15 protein-coding genes and 1 pseudogene are annotated in these 17,535 nt (G+C 43.3%); 12 read left to right on the forward strand and 4 right to left on the reverse strand.

Going from position 1 to position 17,535, the window contains the following annotated elements:
• Positions 1-616 precede the first annotated feature (616 nt).
• On the reverse strand, positions 617-904 hold the full coding sequence (locus ACFQ0C_RS34580; RefSeq protein ID WP_379373807.1) for a hypothetical protein: 288 nt from the start codon (positions 902-904) through the stop codon (positions 617-619).
• 288 nt (positions 905-1,192) lie between these two features.
• Positions 1,193-1,294: pseudogene (locus ACFQ0C_RS34585) on the reverse strand (exosporium protein C); the annotation flags it as partial.
• Between the two features lie 152 nt (positions 1,295-1,446).
• Between ACFQ0C_RS34585 and ACFQ0C_RS34590 the strand changes: the two are divergent.
• The 6 genes from ACFQ0C_RS34590 (at position 1,447) to ACFQ0C_RS34615 (ending at position 7,221) form a co-directional block, all read left to right on the forward strand.
• Positions 1,447-2,046, forward strand: a complete 600-nt coding sequence (locus tag ACFQ0C_RS34590) for a C40 family peptidase (protein WP_379373809.1) — start codon at positions 1,447-1,449, stop codon at positions 2,044-2,046.
• A 222-nt stretch (positions 2,047-2,268) separates the two neighbouring features.
• Positions 2,269-3,387 (forward strand): amidase domain-containing protein, encoded by a 1,119-nt coding sequence (locus tag ACFQ0C_RS34595; RefSeq protein ID WP_379373811.1) that lies wholly within the window; start codon positions 2,269-2,271, stop codon positions 3,385-3,387.
• Between the two features lie 82 nt (positions 3,388-3,469).
• The gene (locus tag ACFQ0C_RS34600; protein WP_379373813.1) at positions 3,470-4,984 is read left to right on the forward strand and encodes an oligosaccharide flippase family protein; all 1,515 of its coding nucleotides are present in this window, start codon (positions 3,470-3,472) and stop codon (positions 4,982-4,984) included.
• Between the two features lie 30 nt (positions 4,985-5,014).
• Positions 5,015-5,197 carry a VOC family protein gene (locus tag ACFQ0C_RS34605; RefSeq protein ID WP_379373815.1) on the forward strand — a complete coding sequence of 61 codons (183 nt, stop codon included), beginning with the start codon at positions 5,015-5,017 and terminating at the stop codon, positions 5,195-5,197.
• A 321-nt stretch (positions 5,198-5,518) separates the two neighbouring features.
• On the forward strand, positions 5,519-6,103 hold the full coding sequence (locus ACFQ0C_RS34610; RefSeq protein WP_379373817.1) for an undecaprenyl-diphosphatase: 585 nt from the start codon (positions 5,519-5,521) through the stop codon (positions 6,101-6,103).
• 227 nt (positions 6,104-6,330) lie between these two features.
• Positions 6,331-7,221 (forward strand): polysaccharide deacetylase family protein, encoded by an 891-nt coding sequence (locus tag ACFQ0C_RS34615; RefSeq protein WP_379373819.1) that lies wholly within the window; start codon positions 6,331-6,333, stop codon positions 7,219-7,221.
• A gap of 107 nt (positions 7,222-7,328) precedes the next feature.
• Here ACFQ0C_RS34615 and ACFQ0C_RS34620 read toward each other — a convergent pair whose 3' ends face one another.
• Together ACFQ0C_RS34620 and ACFQ0C_RS34625 are read right to left on the reverse strand one after the other, a co-directional pair.
• Positions 7,329-7,646 (reverse strand): hypothetical protein, encoded by a 318-nt coding sequence (locus ACFQ0C_RS34620; protein ID WP_379373821.1) that lies wholly within the window; start codon positions 7,644-7,646, stop codon positions 7,329-7,331.
• Positions 7,647-8,154: 508 nt separating this feature from the next.
• Positions 8,155-8,766 carry a GerAB/ArcD/ProY family transporter gene (locus ACFQ0C_RS34625; protein WP_379373823.1) on the reverse strand — a complete coding sequence of 204 codons (612 nt, stop codon included), beginning with the start codon at positions 8,764-8,766 and terminating at the stop codon, positions 8,155-8,157.
• Positions 8,767-9,247: 481 nt separating this feature from the next.
• Here ACFQ0C_RS34625 and ACFQ0C_RS34630 point away from each other — a divergent pair, with 481 nt between their 5' ends.
• The 6 genes from ACFQ0C_RS34630 (at position 9,248) to ACFQ0C_RS34655 (ending at position 17,173) form a co-directional block, all read left to right on the forward strand.
• Complete coding sequence (locus tag ACFQ0C_RS34630) at positions 9,248-10,270, forward strand: response regulator (protein ID WP_379373825.1); 1,023 nt, start codon at positions 9,248-9,250, stop codon at positions 10,268-10,270.
• Positions 10,270-12,075 (forward strand): cache domain-containing sensor histidine kinase, encoded by a 1,806-nt coding sequence (locus tag ACFQ0C_RS34635; RefSeq protein ID WP_379373827.1) that lies wholly within the window; start codon positions 10,270-10,272, stop codon positions 12,073-12,075. Before ACFQ0C_RS34630 ends, ACFQ0C_RS34635 begins: the two co-directional genes overlap by 1 nt.
• 95 nt (positions 12,076-12,170) lie before the next feature.
• Positions 12,171-13,145: an ABC transporter permease gene (locus tag ACFQ0C_RS34640; protein WP_379373829.1), complete on the forward strand. Its 975-nt coding sequence runs from the start codon at positions 12,171-12,173 to the stop codon at positions 13,143-13,145.
• A 16-nt stretch (positions 13,146-13,161) separates the two neighbouring features.
• Positions 13,162-14,055 carry a carbohydrate ABC transporter permease gene (locus ACFQ0C_RS34645; protein WP_258216268.1) on the forward strand — a complete coding sequence of 298 codons (894 nt, stop codon included), beginning with the start codon at positions 13,162-13,164 and terminating at the stop codon, positions 14,053-14,055.
• A gap of 16 nt (positions 14,056-14,071) precedes the next feature.
• Positions 14,072-15,715 carry an ABC transporter substrate-binding protein gene (locus ACFQ0C_RS34650; RefSeq protein ID WP_379373831.1) on the forward strand — a complete coding sequence of 548 codons (1,644 nt, stop codon included), beginning with the start codon at positions 14,072-14,074 and terminating at the stop codon, positions 15,713-15,715.
• A gap of 57 nt (positions 15,716-15,772) precedes the next feature.
• Positions 15,773-17,173 (forward strand): sulfatase family protein, encoded by a 1,401-nt coding sequence (locus ACFQ0C_RS34655; protein ID WP_379373833.1) that lies wholly within the window; start codon positions 15,773-15,775, stop codon positions 17,171-17,173.
• Positions 17,174-17,535: the final 362 nt, after the last annotated feature.

Here is a 17,535-nt window from a genome sequence, read left to right on the forward strand (position 1 = left end):
CATGTTGTTAGCTTCCCTCATTCACTGTAGTATTGTTTATTAAAACACAAAAACCCAAAAGACGGGCACTTTTTTCAAAGTGTCTATCTTTCGGGTCACAGTTCACCCGAGGGAAAAAGGGCTCAATATATTGGATATTAACGGTGGGTGCGTGATTAAAATCCGATTTTATCTTTTCCAAAATACTATTAAAAATATGATTAAATCATCTATCTGGTCTAACACATTTTATCTGCGGACAGAACTGCTTCATTCCATCCCACTTTCCCCAGATACATCCCCGACATCTCATGGGCTGCCTAGGTGCCCTCAGTCACAAAAGAAAGAGAGCTCCTCATTTTAATTTACTTGTTTATCCAAATCCCTGTAAATACCTCATACGAGCCTACCTGTGAATCCGTAATAGAATATCTGGCAAGAAATTCATACCAAAACTGATCAGAAGAAATCGTTTCCCCACGAACAGCACGAATAGATAAGTAGTGGTGCCATAATATCCTTCAGAACCATTCTAAAATAATGTCTGACTCCATGAGATGTACTTCCCTCGAACGCGTCATCTGGACGAGTGTACATGATGCGTATTCGATCCGCCCATTTATTTGGGTACATGACCTTATTCTTGATAACCGCATAGAATGGAGTAATCTAAATGAAGGGAGTTATACAATGAGCCAAGAAAATGTTTATCAACAAATGCAAGGAAGAGAACCACAGAAAACAGAACTTCAACAAAGAGAATTTCAACAACGGGAACCTTACCATCCTCATCATGGCCATAACCCCGGGCATCCTCAACATATGACTTATCACCATCACCATCATCATTATCATTATCATTATCCAATGCATCATTATCAGGGTAGATAGCAATAAATTTCACATGAGCCAATTGCGAATTCAAGGTTCGCAGATGGCTTTTTCTTTTCCTAACATAAAAAGAACTGAGGGCGTATAGCTAGAATCGTTCATTTGCCGTTACTAAGAATCATGTTTGTCAAAGGAAAAGGCTCTCCATGTTACTTTATACACTCCGTCTTTCAGTTCGTGGATGAATAATGTTAGGCATTTGTTCAAACAATGTGAGCTCGTTCAGTGCTGTATCTATTTTCTCTGTAAATGAGAATATGAAAACCATTTGGCAATGAAAAAAAAAGGCACCTTTGTAGGTGCCAATATTGAACATAACGTATTATCTTGTTTGAACAGCAAGCCCACTAAAAGAAATCGGACCTACAACATCAACTCTTGTATTTGCGGTTTGGTTTTCAGCGGTCACTGTATAGATATAAGTCATCTCGAAAAGCCGAATTCTACAGCAAAAATAACAAAATCTGGCGATTACCTACAAATCTCTGTCATTTTCCGATAATAAAACCACCAATTGTACAGTATAGATATTCTCCTGAATAATCACACTATATGTATCTATGGGGAGGTGGTTAAATGAACAAGAAATTGTATAAAAATTTAATAAACATGCTTTTAGTACCTACCCTTATCTTTGGGGGATTGTCCGCTTGTAGTTCTAAAAAGGTGCCAAATGTAACCGATGGGGCTAAACCCTACGCCACTAACGATGCGAGACCCTTTAAGGCTAAAGAAGAGGCAGATAATGCCCAATGGGAAAAGACCGCTGATGCGATTATTGCAGAGGGGGTTCGTTACATGGGAGTGCCCTATGTTTACGGTGCAGAGAGATTTAATGATAAGGCGTTTGATTGTTCTTCTTACGTGCAATATCTTTATGCTAAACAAGGTATTCATTTAGGCTATAACGCAAGAGAACAGGCAGCCCAAGGACAAGATGTACCGTTTATAAATTTGCGCAAAGGGGATATCATGTTTTTCTCTGATGAAGATTTTCCGAACGAAACAGGATTAAATAAAGTGCGGCATGTCGGCATTTATATGGGGGATGGGCATATACTCCATACCTATGAGGAAGGAACTGGAGTCATCATAAGTAATATTCATAAGGATAAAAAAGAAGGGGAGTATTGGTATCAGAATTACCTGTTTGCCAAAAGATTAATCCCGGGTTAGGCGCTTTTAGAAACATAAACCTTCTTTGTTTTCAGGGATTCAGGGGCAGTTCGGGACGAATTCTTCCCGGCTGCTCTTTAGTTACGATGAGTTATCGGATGGTTTGCTTACTGTTAATTCAGTTGTCATGGATAAGATTCTTTGGTAAGCATCAAATTAGGATGGGCAAATCTTTTTAATTATGTCACGATCCTACCGGAGGTATCTATTGGAGTTATGAATATGAAACGTTTGAATTGGCTTATGATTATCTTGTGCGTACTTCTTTGTCCGGTTCAGGTTTTTGCTACCGATACGGAAGATGAAACACAGGATATAAGAACTTTTTTAATAAAACTATTCAACGACAGAACTCAGCTTTTAATTGATCAAAAGCCGGAAGCAATAAATCATTATTATGAAAAAACGAACACAAAAAGCAGGTATGCGTATGAGCAGGAGCTGTTGAGGTGTAAATATATCAATACTTGGGCGGAAAAAAGGGGCATCGTTTTTTCCGCCGCGGAAAGCAGCATCCGAATCAAACGAATAAAAAAAGAAGGGGATTTGGTAAGGGTTTCGTTAAACCAAAGCTTACAATTAAGCTATGTGTACAAAACAGATAACTACAATCCACAGTTCTTCGGCATAGGAACAAGGCATGCACTGACACTTAAAAAAATGAATGGCGAATGGTTGGTACTCCGTGAATGGTATACCGATCCGCTTACGGAAAATCCGAAATGGATTCAAGAATTAGATGGATTCCCAAACCCCGCTTTTACGAAATCCGAAACAGATACCTTACAAACCAGTGATAAAAAAAAGAAAAGATACGATAGAGAACGGGCAGTAGAATATGCCAATAAATACGCAGGCGATGCATGGGCGGCAGGCAACGATCATCGTTACAACAAAAAGTATTTGGATTATACGTATAAGGGAGGAGATTGCACCAACTTCGCTTCACAAGTACTTGGTGATCAGCAGGAAGGTGGAGGATTGAGAATGAGATCGGGATGGCATTACAGTTCTGAGGGGAGCCAGGCTTGGGTACGGACGGATTCCTTCAAAAACTTCGTATTACATAGCGGGTATGGCAGACTCGTTGCCAAAGGTTATTTTACAGATGTGGTTAGGTCGACTAAAAAATATTCGGGAGGAGCCGTTGCGGAATTGGAACCGGGAGATCTAATCGCTTATGAAATGGATGGGGATGTCGATCATTTTTCGATTCTGGTTGGTTTCGACGACCATGGATATCCGCTTGTCAATTCCCATACAGCGGACCGGTATCGCGTACCTTTTGATCTGGGATGGGATAAAAACACGAAATATTTATTAATTCACATAAATGACTGACTTGTCTCATCTCGAATCATATCTGAGTCGCTTGTGCAATAAGATAATTAGGACAAAGCGTACAGGTATTTGAGGTGAAACCATGAGATTACCCGATCTGGCAAAACAGATCGCACTTCGTACAGGAGCTATTTTCCTAGTTAAGGTAATAGGCTTCTTTGCCCGAATTATGTTATTCCGGTTGCTCGGATCCGAAGGCATTGGACTTTATCAAATGGCTTATTCCGCATACGGACTAATCCTTACAGCCATTACAGGAGGATTCCCTACGGCAATTGCCCTTTCAACAGCCAGAGACCGTAGACAAGGGTTGCAGCTATTTAAATGCGGGGCCATTTTTCTCGCCTTGTTTGGCGTCGTATTGGGGTTTTATTGCTACAATCTTGCGTCCTCTTTCTCTCTATTGCTCGGTGACGCGAATCTTGAATTCGCCTTACAATGTATTGCCCCCGCTGTAGCTATTGTACCGTTCCTTAGTTTCTTACGCGGGTATCTGCAGGGGATGGAATTTTATGGGTATATTGCGGTCTCAGAGCTTATTGAACAGTTGGTTCGCATTGCTGTAATGATCATGATTACAACCGCATGGTTACGGTTCGGTATCCCCTATGCAGTCGGGGGCTCGATGTTGGGAGCTCCAGCCGGTGCTTTTATATCCTTATGCTTTTTACTGATCGTTCTAGTAAGTTCTATCATTCATAATCTGAATTTTATCGATAAAAAACCTACATTGCAGAAGTTGACAAAGCCTAGTATATTTTTCTTTATCACTTCTGCACTTTCCATTCTTGCTACGCGTTTGATTGTTCCCGCTTCTGATTTTCTCGATGCCATCATAATCCCCCACCAGCTCCAAGCTGCAGGGTTGAGCGTTTCCGATGCGATTTCCGTTTATGGCATTATTACAGGTATGGCTGCAACAATTGTGTATATGCCCACACTCGTTACCTTCGCATTGGCCTACACTTTATCCACCAAAATCACAATAGATTGGCAAGCAGGGAGGCAGGATCGATTAGTTTGGCGTACGAGATCAGCAATGGAAGCGGTTTGGCTATGGGGATGCGGTTCTGCTATGGTTCTGTACTTTTACGCAGGGGACCTTTCGAATTTATTATTTTCGAATGATTCGGCAGAAGCTGGTATTCGTTACATGGCCCTAGTTCCTTTGCTGTCAGGAATCAGAGAGCTTTCGACCGTTGCTTTATGGGGAACTGGAAATAAAAAAACACCTCTAGTCGGGTTAATCATTGGTGTTATTTGTTCATTGACGCTTAATTATTTTTTAATCGCCATTCCCGGATTCACCTATGCTGGAGCTGCCATCGGGATACTTTCTTTAGAATTGATTGCTGCCTTATGGAATATGAACGCACTGAGAACCTATACGAAAGGGTTTTTAAAAGGAATAATTTCGAGAACGATCGTTATCGTCTTTCTTTTTGCCGTGAGCTTGTTTTTGGCCCATCTGACATCTAAAGCTGTTCATCTGCCCCGCCTTGTACAATCTATAGGTGAAATGACATTCATATACGGTTGGATGATCCTCTATATTTTAACGCGTTTCTTGAAAAATGAACGTCGCCTTATTTTATGAACGATGCTGCGGCGGAAGCGCAAATGGAATGTGAAGCCGCCTAATCTCAGCTGCGGGCTGCGATGGAATGAAATTGCCTCGACGCAAGGAGCACAAACGACCTTTGTTCTTCACAACAAGCAATTCATTGCCCAGATGGAGTCGGAGCTTAACCTAAGCACACCTTCAATCATGTTTATACCGACGATCTTGACTGATGTATCAGGTTTTTAAGTGGCAATACGGTCGGGAAATTGGTGAACATGCCTGTGGGTCGGGTATTCAACTTTGCCGATGATGTGAACAACTACTTTGGGGTTATGGAAAAGAAGTAACATGGTGTTCATATGCGTTGTAATAAACATCGCCTCAATGGCGATGTTTATTTATGTTTGATATGCCGCGGCGGACTGATGTTTTTGAAGGGGCTGCCGCTGCAGCTCCATTTTTACTTTTGCAAAAAAAATGGGTCAGGTAACATTTCTTAATAAGATTTTAATAAAGGTATAGTATGATTACTAACCGATGGTAATATGACTATTAGAGGAGACAATTATGAATTTAACTCAACTAGACTATCAATGGTTTCAAGCGGTTAATCAACTTGCCGCTAAGTTTTCTACTTTGAATCCATTGATGGCTTTCTGTGCCGTGAATTTGGATTACCTGTTTTACCTGGGCGTTGTCGTTTATTGGTTTGTACGAACCCCTGAGAATCGCCAAATGGTAGTGAGTACGCTATTATCCGCCGCAGCGGCGTTAGGAACAAACGGCATCATTGGCGCCATCTATCATCGGGATCGTCCATTCGTGGCTCATCACGTCATCCAATTAGTTAACCACGAGGCATCTGCCTCCTTCCCAAGCAATCACGCGGCTGCCGCATTTGCAGTTGCAGCCTCTATCTGGCTTTGGCGGCGGAAGGACGGTTGGGTTTGGTTCATACTTGCTGCTCTCATCGGTTTCTCCCGTATTTGGTCCGGTATCCACTATACGACGGATATCGTTGGGGGAGCCATTTTAGGAATTCTCATTGCGGTCGTGATTGGCAAGCTAGTGCGTTCGCGTGGGCTCAAATGGTTATCAGAGGCGTTGATCCGAAATTATGAATTAATTGAACATAAGGTTTGGAAGCCTTGATCAGCTTTGTAAGCTCTCACACGATGGAGGAGTCCTTTCTGGCAAAAAAGATATGTAACCGCTAAAGAGATTATATGATTATCGCTGATTTCCTCCTTCAGAGGATCGATAATTTGAGGAGAGGGGGATGGTACCTTGAAAGCTCCTCCTCTTGATGCCTATTTCAGCCTGCAAAAGTTGAGAAATAAGATGTATTAACATTGCTGAAAATGGGAATGGTATAGGCTATGAAAAAGCTGCTGCTTTCCGTTCTTATTACACTAGTTGGCGTATTTGTCTATTATGTTGCTTTCGGGCCTTTTTCGGGTCCTATCCATTACAAAAATCAAGCCGCAGTATTGGAATACCACGATATTGACCCTCATGAATCGGAATATAGCATTTCCCCGGAACGGTTTGAATTGCACTTAAAAGCGCTGAAAGAAAATCATTACAACGTCGTTTCAATGGAAGATTTTAGCTATTTCCTGAAAAAAGAAAAAGAGCTGCCTCCAAATGCGGTAGTGATCACTTTTGACGACGGGTATGAATCTTTTTACAAATATGCTTATCCGATTCTCACAAAAGAAAAGATGATGGCCACTATGTTTCTAATTGTCGGCTATGTAGGAAAACCTCCGTTTATGACTTGGGAGCAAATAACAACTATGAAGCAACAAGGCTATAGTTTTTATTCTCATACCTACAATGCCCATAATCCGGTCATGGGAGCAAAAGGACGACAAGTAACCCCCTTAACGGAGCCGATATTCTTAACAGACCAGAAGCGGGTAGAGACGGAAGAAGAATATATCGCCAGAATTAAAAATGACATCTCTAAGGCAAATCAAATTTGTGGAGAGAAAATTGGAAACCAATTAAAGCTGCTGTGCTTCCCCCATGGAAAATACACCGATCAATTAATAAAGTTAGCGAAGGAGGAAGGAATTGACTATTTCATTACAGGAAACGATGGACTTAATTCACCAGGCGATACACAGATCAAAAGAATCATCGCTGGAGCGCCTTACGTTACACCGGACAAGTTAATAAACAAAATGAACCAAGAACCAACAATAGTCGGTAAAATAAAAAGAACAGTGAAAAAACTTATTCAAGAGACTACACCACATGATTAAGCTTGATTAGCAACAAAAGAGTGACGATCGTGCAATGATAACCTCTTGTATGGCTCGCTTAATTCACAAATATCTCGAAAAAAAAGGAAAAGAGGTTGCCCTGAAGGTTATCTACCTTTTGGGACAGCCACTTTAAGGTTCTTTCTCAAATTAATACTAGTGTTCTCCTTGCTCATTTTCACCATGAGAGGATTTAGCTGGAGTTCCTTTGCTATGCTTGGTTGGGCTCTTCTTTGATGTTGGTTTGAAGAAGGTTTACCCACTGGATGCGGAGCAGGTGCTGGAGCGGTAATCGCTTGTCCGCCTCCTCCCGGAATTACGCGGCGGGCTGTAACAAAGGTCTTGTCCCATGTGCTGCCTGCATAATTGGAGATAGTGACACCAATTCCAACTCTATAGGTATGAAGTATTTGATTGTTACCCATATTGAATTAGGTGATCACCTAAGAACACGATACCACAAAATAAAAACCCATTAATTACCTGAGGTCGCAAAACCCCTTAACAGCCTTACATAAAACGCTATTATTAGAAGTCCATGAGAAATTTTTAATAGAAATGATCTTGACAAGGAAAGTCAAGTACTCACAATCAAAATTTCCTTTACTTCCTGAATTTAATGATTTTAACCCATAAATTCTAACGATCAATTACTTGAAAAAGAGTCAGAATGGATTATGTAGTATACCCCCATCTTTCGTTTATCTCCCAGATGTTATGAGTGGAATTATGTGGCTTTTTGGTGATTTATCAGTTACCTTTCTAGTTGATCTCGCATTCTCTATAGTAACTTATAGGAAAACGAGGTGATTAATATGGCTCGCATAAATTGATTTTAGTAAGCGAAATGCAGCGGTACGACCCGAACCTGATAAATAAAACAAACGAACCGTAAAGTCAGCACAAACATCGTTCCGTAATTTATAGGTTTGCTCATTTTATGCTGCAGCAGCATAAAATGAGCAACTCTATACTTCCTCCGAACACAATCACCCCTCCGTGCAGGTTCGGCCCTATTCCTTCCACAAAAAAGGGATGAATGATGCCATAATCCTTTTTTTTCATGGTAAACATGGAAATGCCGATTCCCAGCAACCACACGATCGGCAATAAAACGCTAGACATATAGACAATTGTTTTGAGTCCCGATCTTGCCGCGATGTAAGAAACAAGCACAAAACTGAGAACGACTACGGCGTTCGACGTTCTGGGAAGCAAGTAGATGTTTATGTTTCTTGTCATATCGAAAATGATCAACATCCCTAAGATCAGGGGGTATAAGACCAATACGCCGCAAACGAGCCAACATCCGAATTTACCGATCCTCTCTTTAAGCCAATCGTTAAATGTTGTAGCGTGCATGGACTTTAAAACCAGGTACATAATCAAACTCCAACCTAACAAAACCACATACCCAAGCAGGATGCTGAACCAGGAGTCCCGTCCTGCCGCTTGGATAAGATGAGAAATAATAAACACATGATTCGAGATGCCAAGCGACAGCAGCATGAATAGGATCAGCCGTCTTGAAAAGGTTGACTCCATCGCTTTCCCACCGGAAACAGGATCACAGTACGCATTGGTATAATATCCATAAATGGAATTTATATACATATAGTATCAGTACGATAATTCGACACATTCGCGAATGGCACGATTATTCAGCGTCCTTCACGGTGATATCGATTATTTGATCGATCATGTGATTGGAATTTTCAAAATCGACTGATTGGACGAAGTTTACATATTAAGGAAGTGCTGGAGCAGTTGTACCGGTCCATTCAGGATGACCGTTCTCAGGATCAGAACCAGCTGAGCCATTTTGGATTATTAACGGTAGGGAATTTTAGATTTTGATGACTATGTTCAGGTTTTAATGGGTAGGCAAGCTAAAGGGAATCTTAACATAATAGAGGTATGGATGAGACCGATTCTGCTTGTGTATCCTTTCCAGCAAAAGTATGTCAAAGGCGCTCTTGTCGGGGCGATCAAAGGATAACGTTTTTTTAGAACAGGGGGCAAACGAATGGCGAGAATCTTTGTTGTTGACGATGAACCTATCATCGGGATTGGGCTCAAAACGTTAATTGGGGAATATAAACGGTTTAGTGAGATCGATACGTTTACAGACGGTGTGTCAGCGCTGTCGAATATCGTAGCTAACCCGCCAGACGTTGTGTTAACCGATATTCGGATGCCTCGTATGGATGGACTGGAGCTATGCCGAAATATTCAGCAGCTAAAACTCTTCACCAAAGTTGTTGTGCTTTCGGGATATGGGGATTTTGCGTATGCACAAAAATGTATGTCGTACGGCGTACAGGAATATTTGCTAAAGCCTATTACTGAAATCGAGCTTTTTCCGGTGCTGGATAAACTGCTCGCCATGCGGGATGCGGCGGTTATTTCCTTCTCCCTATTTGAGCAGTGGATCGATCAATTGGAGGAAGCGGTTTGGATGATGGACAAGGTTCGGGCCGATGAACTACTTGAAGAGGGAAAGAGGGAGGTGTTTGCCTTTGAAACGGACATCCAGCAGCACCAACTGGTATACGACGCTGTCAGGCTGCTTCTCAAGAAACTGAATGCCAGAGGGGCGTATAGGTTTGAGACGAAGCCGCTTTTAGAGGAGAACACTGTCATCACGATTACGTATGAATGGTTTCAGGCCGAAATCGGAATATGGATACAGCGATTGAGCGAGTACCGCAATCATGAAAAAATCAATGTTTTGGAGGCGGCTATCCAGTACATCGATGAGCATCTTTTCGAGGAGGAGCTTTCATTGGACATGGTTGCAGGGAAGTTAGGTGTAACGCCGACCTATTTCAGCCATTATTTTAAGAAAAAGACGAATGAGACCTTCGTGCAATACCGGATGCGCAAACGAATTGATAAAGCCAAACAGCTGCTTGCCATTCCGCACTACAAAATCATCGACATTGTAACCGAGGTCGGTTACGAAAGCTACCCACACTTTTCCAGAGTGTTCAAAAAGGCAACCGGATATTCCCCTACCGAATATCGCGGGCTGCTCGGGATCAAGTAATGAATAACAGGCTGGCACGCAAGGTTTATATTTATTTTGTCATTATTATCGCGCTGACCTTGGTGACGGTGGGGGTCACCGGCTATTGGCGGTCATCCAATGAATTGGAGAATCAGTATGAAGGGCTGTTGACTCAAATCGTTGATAATGTTTTACATGAAACCGATTTATATTTAAAAAACTACGAGAGGGCAACGGTATCTATTCTGACGTCTCCTATAGTGAAAGAGGCTCTGGATCTTCCACGCAATACAACTACCGGCTTTTATACATCCGAAATTGCCATGAAGGGGGTATTTCAACCGGTTCTCATCAACAACCCGGAAATATCAATGACTTACATCATCGGTTACAACGGGTTCCAGGCAACGGATTTCAATATTCACATTGTTTCTTTTAATTACAAAGCTTTTCAAGAATATGTCGAACAGATGAAGGAAGACGATGAAATAAACGGGAAGCTGACGATCCAGGACTCCGGATTTCTGGACGGTCATCTCACACTCGTTCGCAAATTGGCGGACCGAACCTCATCTAAATCATTTAAAGGCATTATGGGCTTCGAACTAAAGATAGGGGAGTTGAACACGCTCTGGAAGGGTATAAAGCTCGGACAATCCGGGTATTTTTTTATCGTCAACGATCGCGGAAAAATATTATACCATCCGGATTCGAGCCGAATCGGCAAACAGCTTGACGGTATGCATTTCAATTCGGTTGAAGCCAATAAAGACCAAATATTTGAATTGCCCGGAGAACCGGGGCGTGTTTTCTTTAGTCGAAAGTCCGACTATTCCGGATGGACGCTGGTGGCAAGCATGTCGGTTGCTGAACAGAGGAAGCCGATTTCAGACTTGCGGCAAACAACGCTAATCGTGGGTATCTTCACCTTGATTTTGTCCTCATTTCTAGCTTATCGTTTCGGTCAATCTATTGTTCGTCCAGTTCGACTACTGGAAAACGGGATGCGTCAGACGGCCAAAGGCCAGTGGACCAAAGTACCTCTGACCGGAAGCCGTGATGAGATGGATCAGCTTATTACTAGCTACAATACGATGGTCTCCCGACTTGAGGAGCTTGTTGAGCGGGTTTACGAGACCGAACTGCGCAATCAAGAAAATTTAATGAAACGGCAGCTGGCCGAATTTCAATCGCTGCAATTACAGATTAATCCGCATTTCTTGTACAACACTTTGGAAATTATTATTTGTTACGCCGTTATTCAGAAATCAAGTGAAATTAAAGACATCGTTCGTTCTTTGTCGTATATGCTGCGCTATTCCATACGCACTGATTTGGAGGAAATTACGGTAGTCAACGAGCTTAAACATATTCTGTACTTTATGTCTATTATGAAATACCGCAACCAGCGTGAATTTGAAATCGATGTTCGCATCCCTGCAGATTATTTTCTGGACAGCATGGTTCGCTTGACGCTGCAGCCCTTGGTCGAAAATGTGTTTAAACATGCATTTCCCGATGGGATCGAGGATACTCACACGATTATTATTGACGCCTGGAAGGATGAAGCGGATTTTTATGTGACCGTAGAAGATAATGGCTGCGGCATGGATGCAGAATCTCTACTGCAATTAAGCACACGACTCATGAACAGCCGGGAAGAGAGTCTGTTGGATACACAACCAACATTCGAAGGCAGCATCGGGCTGCTCAATGTGCATAACCGGATTCAGATGGTGTTCGGACAGCAGTATGGGCTTTCCGTGCAAAGTGAGCAGGGAGTGGGTACGAAGGTTACGATTCGCATGCCGTCATCCAGTGCAAATAAAGTCATATCGGTGTAAATGAGCATAATGCTCGGCGGACCCTTTTTTCGTATTCTAAACAAAGAAAGACATCAAAGATACCTAGTCAGGGTCATCGAAACAGGGAGGGGTTTATGGAAGTTTCGGCTAGCAAGAGCAACACATTGTCTGCAGTTGTCCGTAAAAAGGAAAATTACTTGTCCAGACTGAGGAAGAACGCATCCAGCCATTGGCAGCTTTACTTGCTAATGCTGCTGCCGATTATTTATTTGCTCATATTCAAGTACGTGCCGATGTATGGGGCTTTGATTGCGTTTAAAAATTATATTCCGACTAAAGGGGTATGGGGTAGCGAATGGGTGGGCTTGAAGCATTTCGATCGTTTTTTTCATTCGTATGAGTTTGTTCGGATTATGAAAAATACGATTCTGATCAGCATCTATAGTTTACTTGCGGGGTTTCCATTCCCAATCATACTTGCGCTTTCCTTAAATTACGTAAACGCTCGTTTCTTTAAGAAAACCGTACAAATGGTCACTTACGCACCGCATTTTATTTCCGTAGTCGTTATGGTTGGCATCATCCTGCAAATGATGGACCCGCGGATTGGCCTGGTTCAAACGATTATGAAATATTTCGGATTCCCTGCAATCAATTTCATGGGCATACCCGAATGGTTCTCACATGTTTTTGTCTGGTCCGGTATTTGGCAAAATGTTGGTTTTTCCTGCATCATCTACCTGGCGGCGCTTGCAGCTGTCGATCCTTCGCTGCATGAGGCTGCTGTTGTGGATGGAGCGAATAAAGTGCAGCGTATGTGGCATGTCGACTTGCCGGGTATTATGCCGGTTGCCGTTATTTTGCTGATCATGAACACGGGTCATGTGCTGGATATAGGCTTCGAAAAGGTATTGCTGATGCAGAATCCGCTGAATATGAGCTCTTCTGAGGTAATCGATACTTTTGTGTACAAAGTCGGCTTGGCATCAACAGCAATCAACTATTCCTACTCGTCTGCCATTGGATTGTTTAAATCAGTAATTAATTTGGTCCTGCTGGTTCTCGTCAATCGGATAGCGAGAAGATTGGGCCAAACCAGTCTGTGGTAAAAAGGAGGGCGCATCTATGACGGGAAGTATTAAAGAAAGTGCGGATGACAGGCTTTTTACAATTCTGAATTATATCATCCTATCCATTTTTACGATTACGATTCTTTACCCTCTGGTTTACATTGTCAGTGCTTCCTTCAGCTCATCCACAGCGGTTATTTCCGGTAAAGTCTGGTTGTATCCGGTAGAGCCGACGTTAGCGGGTTATGAAGCGGTATTTAAGCATCGTTTAATTATGTCGAGCTTTTTGAATTCGGTCTATTATACGGTAGTGGGAACGACGATCAATGTGCTTTTTACACTCATTGCGGCGTATCCGCTTTCAAGAAAAGATTTTATGCCACGAAACGCAATTATGGCTCTGTTTGTATTCACAATGATGTTTTCCGGCGGATTGATCCCGTCTTACCTGGTTGTGAAAGGGCTCGGTATGATTGACACAAGGTGGTCTTTAATTATTCCGGGAGCGCTTGCCGTTATGAATATGATCATTACCCGTACTTATTTTCAAACGACCATTCCGGATGAATTGCTTGAAGCCGCTCAAATGGATGGATGCAGCGATTTTACGTTTGTACGAAAAATCGTGCTTCCGTTGTCAGGTCCGATTATAGCTGTAATCTCCTTGTTTTACGCAGTCGGACATTGGAACCAATATTTTAATGCACTGCTTTATTTAAAACATCAGGAGTTGTACCCGATTCAATTGGTTTTAAGGGATATTTTGGTGCAAAACGAGGTCGATGCGTCGATGATAACCGACGTTGCCGATCAAGCGGCAAGGGATGGTCTGCGGGAGCTGTTGAAGTTTTCCCTTATCGTCGTGTCTACGCTGCCCGTGCTCATCATTTATCCATTCATACAAAGGCATTTTGTCAAAGGCATGATGATTGGATCATTAAAAGGCTAATAAGGGAGGTCTTTACATGAAAAAAGGTTTAACAGCTTTAGTAGCGCTTACGACGTCTTTAGCGCTCCTAAGCGCATGTGCAGATAGCGGACAAAAGGAAGCTGCTCAAAAGAAGGAAGCAAGCAGTGACGATCAAGTAACGGCAGCGGGCGTATTCCCGATCACGAAAGAAAAGACGACGCTTAAGGTCATGGTCAAAGGCTCCAGCATTGTCGAAAATTTTGCAACCAACGAGTTCACCAAGTGGCTAGAGGAGAAAACGAACATTCATATCGATTGGGAAGTCGCTCCGGAAAAAACATTTGCAGAGAAGCTTAACGTTTCACTCGCAAGCGGCGATTATCCGGATGTGCTGCTTAATATGAGCGTATCGCCGATTCAGCAGTCAATTTACGGTAAGGATGGCGTATTTATTCCGCTGAACCCGTATATTGATAAATATGGCGTGGAAATGAAAAAGATGTTCGAGCAGGTTTCTTATGTAAAAGATTTGATCACTATGCCTGACGGCAATATTTATTCGGTACCTCAAGTTAATGATTGCTATCACTGCTCGCTCGGTCAAAAGATGTGGATTTATCAACCATGGCTAGACAAGCTCGGATTAAAAATGCCGGAAACGACTGACGAGTTTTATCAAGTGCTTAAAGCTTTTAAAGAAAAAGATCCTAACGGGAACGGCAAGGCAGATGAGATTCCGCTTGTCGGCGCTACTAACGGCCCTTCCTCGACATTGGACCTTTTTCTGCCCAGCGCTTTTATCGAGAAGGATTTCAACCTGCGCTTCGTTAAGGATGGAAAGGTTCAAGTTGCCTTTAATCAACCGGAGTGGAAGGATGCTTTGAAGTATATTAATAAACTATATGCTGAGGGTTTAATATCTCCGCAAACGTTTACACAGGACAGAAACCAGTTGAAACAAATGGGCTTGAACCCGGAAATCCCGATCGTAGGAGCTATTGCCTCGCAAAACCAAACGGTATTTGTCGATGTCGATAACCCGAGATTCAAAGACTACATTTCCGTACCGCCACTCAAAGGGCCTGCAGGCATACGTTCAACTGCATATAATCCTTACGCGGTCTCTACCGGTCAATTCGTTGTCACCAATAAGGCGAAAAATCCTGCTGCCGCATTCCGTATGGCTGACCTGCTGCTTTCAGAAGAAGCGACGCTGCGCAGCACACAGGGCCGTCCTGATCAGGAGTGGGTGCGTTCGGCGCCAGGAGAGATTGGGGTTAACGGGAAGCAAGCGAAATGGAAACCAATTGTTACGTTTGGCAAACTGCAAAACGTACACTGGGCGCAGGCGGGGCCGTCGTTGCGAACCAACGAGTTGCGATTGAGCGTGGCAGCTGATCCGAAAAACTCGCTTGAACTTATTTTGTATAATGAAACTAAAAAATACGAGCCTTACGAAATCGACCCGAGCAAAATTGTGCCGCCATTGTTCTTCACCAACGAACAAGCGGAGGAGCTTGCCACGCTTGAGAAGACAATTACGGACTACAGAACCGAATTTTTTGCAAAAACGGTTACAGGCTCGCTGGACATTGACAAGGAGTGGAACAACTATTTGAGCACCTTGGATAAAATGAACATAAAACGTTACCTGGAAATTTATCAACAAGCTTATACCCAGTATAAATCGAAAAAGTAATTGCGATATTTGTGCATCCGGAATTCAACAATCCTGTCTCGTGAGAGTGAGCATAAGATGAAAGAGCAGATCAAAAAGAAGCTTTCAGCCGAAAGACCTAATGTAGTGTTTATAATAGCGGACGATCATCGTGGTGAATCCATTGGAGCGTTTGGTAATGAAACCGTGCAGACACCGGTGTTGGATTCGCTAGCCGCAAGCGGGACATCTTGCCGTAACACGCATATATTCGGCGGCCTAACCGGAGCGGTTTGCGCGCCCAGCAGAGCGTGCGTCAATACGGGCATATCGATCTTTCGGTCGATGATCGGCAAAGACATGATGAACCGGGAGCATTCGAGCGTTATTCGCCCGGATGTTCGGTTAATGCCGCAAACGATGCGCGAAGCTGGATATCAAACTCATGCGGTCGGCAAATGGCATAACGACAAGGCAAGCTTCGCCCGAAGTTTCGAAGGAGGGGATAAGCTACTTTTTCACGGGATGAGCGAGCATACAAAGGTTCCCGTGCACGATTATGACCCGACCGGGGCTTATCCTAAGGAACAGGAATATATTGAACGGACGTTCTCGACGGAGTTGTTTACGGACTCTGCCGTCAAGTTTATTGAGGATTATCGGGAGGACCGGCCGTTTTTCCTGTATGTGGCTTATACAGCGCCGCATGATCCCCGAACGGCGCCGGAGCCTTATGCAAGCATGTACGACAAAGCCGCCATTCCGCTGCCTCCGAACTTTATGCAGGAGCATCCATTCGATACAGGTGATATGACGGTTCGGGACGAGAAACTCGCAATATTGCCGAGGGACGAGGGCGAAATTTGTGAACATATTGCCGATTACTACGCGATGATAAGCCATTTGGACGCGCAAATCGGTAGAGTCGTCGAATCGCTGAAGGCTAAGGGCATCTATGACGACACGCTCATCGTGTATACCGCCGACCATGGCTTGGCAGTCGGGCAGCACGGACTGATGGGCAAACAGAACGTTTACGAGCACAGCGTGCGCATTCCGCTTATATTCCGGGGGCCGGGTGTACCGGAGAACAAGCAGGAGCTTGCGCTGGCAAGCAATATTGATATTTTTCCTACAGTTGCCGGACTATGCGGCGTCGATCTACCGAAGGAAACGGAAGGCGTAAGTCTGTGTCCAATCTTTGCAGGGGAAAGCGATGGCGTTCGCGGTATCGTGTGCTCGGTTTATCGAGATACCCAGCGGATGGTGACGGACGGCCGATGGAAGCTGATTCGTTATTATCGCTCGCCATTAACGAACACAGGGACGGAACGAATTCAGTTATTCGATCTACTAAATGATCCTTGGGAAACGCAAGATTTGTCGGCAGAGCCGGCAAATGCCGGAGAGATCGAACGGCTTGCCTCGGGCTTGGCTTCATGGATGCATGCTTCCAGCGATATTTTGCAGAATAAGCCGGTCCTTCCTGTTACATCGTAGATTGGAGTAATGACCTACGATGAAATGATCTGACATTTGTTCACCAGGGTCCGACGACCATTGATTGAATACCTGAAAGACAAGTTGAACGGAGAGATGAGTAGTCGGCGTATATATCCGCTGGCCAAGTATGGAGGCTTGGAATTCCAATCAATTTTAAGTCGCGTAAATCGCGGCTTTTTTTTGTGGGATAAACATCTTGTGATGCGCCAATGACAAGATATTTATCTCATTCCCAATGAAAACTATTCATCACAATGAAGGCAGCCTATTTTCGTTATCCATCTAATCTAAATTATCTCTCGGAGAGCTTGTTTGAAATTGCTGGGAAATATTAGATCGAAATATTGTAAAATAATAAT

The sequence above is a fragment of the Paenibacillus sp. GCM10027630 genome, assembly GCF_042676305.1.
Taxonomy (GTDB): Bacteria; Bacillota; Bacilli; order Paenibacillales; family NBRC-103111; genus Paenibacillus_S.